At 65.7% G+C, this 2,698-nt stretch carries 3 protein-coding genes; all 3 read right to left on the bottom strand.

Features of this window, described 5'->3' with window-relative positions; translation table 11 throughout:
* Window positions 1-878 (bottom strand): cell division protein FtsZ (ftsZ, locus tag JWR89_RS22365; protein WP_299720242.1); only part of this gene is annotated, 878 nt, incomplete at its 3' end.
* 98 nt (window positions 879-976) lie between these two features.
* Window positions 977-2,302: a cell division protein FtsA gene (gene ftsA, locus JWR89_RS22360; RefSeq protein WP_299720240.1), complete on the bottom strand. Its 1,326-nt coding sequence runs from the start codon at window positions 2,300-2,302 to the stop codon at window positions 977-979.
* A partial coding sequence (locus JWR89_RS22355) for a cell division protein FtsQ/DivIB (protein ID WP_299720238.1) occupies window positions 2,299-2,698 on the bottom strand: 400 nt, incomplete at its 5' end. The genes ftsA and JWR89_RS22355, both read right to left, overlap by 4 nt.

Genomic DNA, 2,698 nt, shown 5'->3' with positions numbered 1-2,698 from the left:
TCCGGATCGACCTCCTCGCGGATGCGGGTCGCGGCCTCGTCGAGCTCGTAGAGCGTGAGGTCGCGCCCGCCGGTGATCGAGATGAGGAGGCCACGCGCCCCCTTCATCGACACGTCGTCGAGGAGCGGGTTGGCGATCGCCGCCTCGGCCGCCCGATTGGCGCGCTTCTCGCCGGACGCCTCGCCGGTGCCCATCATCGCCTTGCCCATGCCGCGCATGATCGCGCGCACGTCGGCGAAGTCGAGGTTGATCAGGCCTTCCTTGACCATGAGGTCGGTGATGCAGGCGACCCCCGAATAGAGCACCTGGTCGGCCATCGCGAAGGCGTCGGCGAAGGTGGTCTTCTCGTTGGCAACCCGGAACAGATTTTGGTTCGGGATGATCAGCAGCGTATCGACCACCTTGTGCAACTCGGCAATGCCGGATTCGGCGGTGCGCATGCGGCGCTGGCCTTCGAAGTGGAACGGCTTGGTCACCACACCGACGGTGAGGATACCCATGTCGCGCGCGGTCTTAGCGATCACCGGGGCTGCACCGGTGCCGGTGCCGCCGCCCATGCCGCAGGTGACGAACACCATGTTGGCGCCCGAGAGGTGATCACGAATCTCGTCGATCACTTCCTGCGCGGCGGCAGCGCCGACGTCCGGCTGCGAGCCGGCGCCGAGGCCCTGGGTCACCACGGTGCCCATCTGCACGATGCGCTGCGCCTTCGACATGGTGAGCGCCTGCGCGTCGGTGTTGGCGACGACGAAGTCGACGCCCTGCAAACCGGCGGTGATCATGTTGTTGACGGCATTGCCGCCAGCGCCACCCACACCGAACACGGTGATGCGGGGCTTGAGCTCGGCGATATCAGGGGGGGTCAGGTTGAGTGTCATTTCGTTGCCTCTCGATTACGCGCGCGTTGTCTGGTCATGCCCGCGGCCGAAGGCCGAAAGCGTCGAAGATGGAAAAAGGGTGGGTCGGAAAAATTTCATTAGAAGCCTTCGCGAAGCCATCGCCCGACCTTTCCGAAATAGCCGTCGTCGGTCCCTGTCTTGAGCTGCCGCGTATGCCGCGGTTCAACGTGTTCAAGATGAGCGTATTGCGGGTAAACGAGCAGCCCGGACGGCACTGCGAACGAAGCGCTCTTGGCCTCCGAGGGCAGCCGGCCGAAACCGAGCGGACGGCCGATGCGAACCGGACGGCCGAGAATCTGGGTGCCGAGTTCGGCCAGGCCATTGAGCTGCGACGCGCCGCCCGACAGCACGACTCGCGCCCGCGGCTCTGCGGCAAAGGGCGAATCCGCAAGCCGGTCCCTGACCATTTCAAAAATCTCCTCGGCACGCTGCCGCACGATGTTCGCGATGGTGGCGCGGGAAACGACCTGCGGAAAATCGCGATCGTTGTCGCCAGCCGTCGGCACGGTCATCGTTTCGCGCGCATCGGAGCCACCGGTAAGTACCGTGCCATATAACGTCTTGATTCGCTCGGCATCTGCGATGCAGCAACCGAGTCCGCGGGCGAGATCCATGGTGATGTGTTGCCCGCCGACCGCAAATCCCGACGCGTGCACGAAGCGGCCGCCGGAATAGATCGCCATCGTCGTGGTCCCTGCCCCCATCTCGACGACAGCGGCGCCGAGATCGGTCTCGTCGTCGGTGAGAACGGACAGTCCTGCGACATAAGGACTCGCTGCCATGGCTTCGACGTTGAGGTGGCAGCGCTCGACCACCAGCATCAGGTTGCGCGCGACCGTGGCGTCCGCCGTGACGACGTTCATGTCGACGCCGAACTGGCTCGCCACCATGCCGCGGGGATCGCGGATGCCTTTGACGCCGTCCAGCGAGTAGCCGACCGGCAACGCGTGCAGCACGGTGCGGCCATGCGGCGTCGCATGCTTCATCCCGGTGGACGTGACGCGGGTGACGTCGGCGGCGGTGACCGCGCCGCCCTTGATATCGGCGGAGGCTTCGATGAGCTGGCCCTGCAGGCGGCCAGCGGAAACCGACAGCAGCACGGACTCGACGCGAACCTTCGCCATCCGCTCGGCCAGCGACACCGCATGGCGCACGGCCTGCTCGGCCTCGCCCATATCGACGACGGCGCCGGACTTCACGCCGCGCGACTGGATCTGGCTGTAGCCGATCAGCTCGACGGCATGGCTGCGGCCGCGCAGCGCTTCACTGGGCGGGCATGGCTTCAGCCGCGCGATCATGCACGCGATCTTGCTGGTGCCGACGTCGAGCGAGGCCACCAGCGCGGTGCGGTTGGCGGCCATCTGGCGGGTCTTCGGCGCCTGGTTGCGATCGAGGCCGGTCATGCCGCACCAGCCTTCTTCTTGGTCTTGTCCTTTTCCTTGAACAGATCTTCGCGCGCCTTGGCGGCGTCTTCGGACAGCCGCACCGTCAGGCGGTCCTGCAGTCGCAGGTCGATGGCGACGATATCTTTCGAGAACAAATGATCTTCCTTGTCGAGCTTGCTCAGCATCGCCAGCGCGTTGCCGATGTCGTTCTCCGGCAGCCTGATGTCGAGGCCGTCCTTCAAACGCAAATTCCAGCGCCGTTCGCCGACCAGAATCGCGGCGCGGGTGACCGCGCGGACCTGCGGATAGCGATCCAGCAGAGCGAGAAAATCCTTGGCGCGGCTGTCCGCCCCCTTGCCTACCACCAGCGGCAGCGTGGCGAAGCGGCGCGACACGTAGGTTTCCAGCACCGCA

This window comes from Tardiphaga sp., from assembly GCF_028290785.1.
Lineage (GTDB): Bacteria > Pseudomonadota > Alphaproteobacteria > Rhizobiales > Xanthobacteraceae > Tardiphaga.
Note: the sequence above shows the minus strand (reverse complement) of the source record. Positions and strands in the feature narration are given on the sequence as shown.

What these genes read in the sequence shown, in the direction of transcription:
- ftsA (WP_299720240.1), bottom strand. Translation starts at nt 2,302, where the DNA reads ATGACCGGCCTCGATCGCAACCAGGCGCCGAAGACCCGCCAGATGGCC.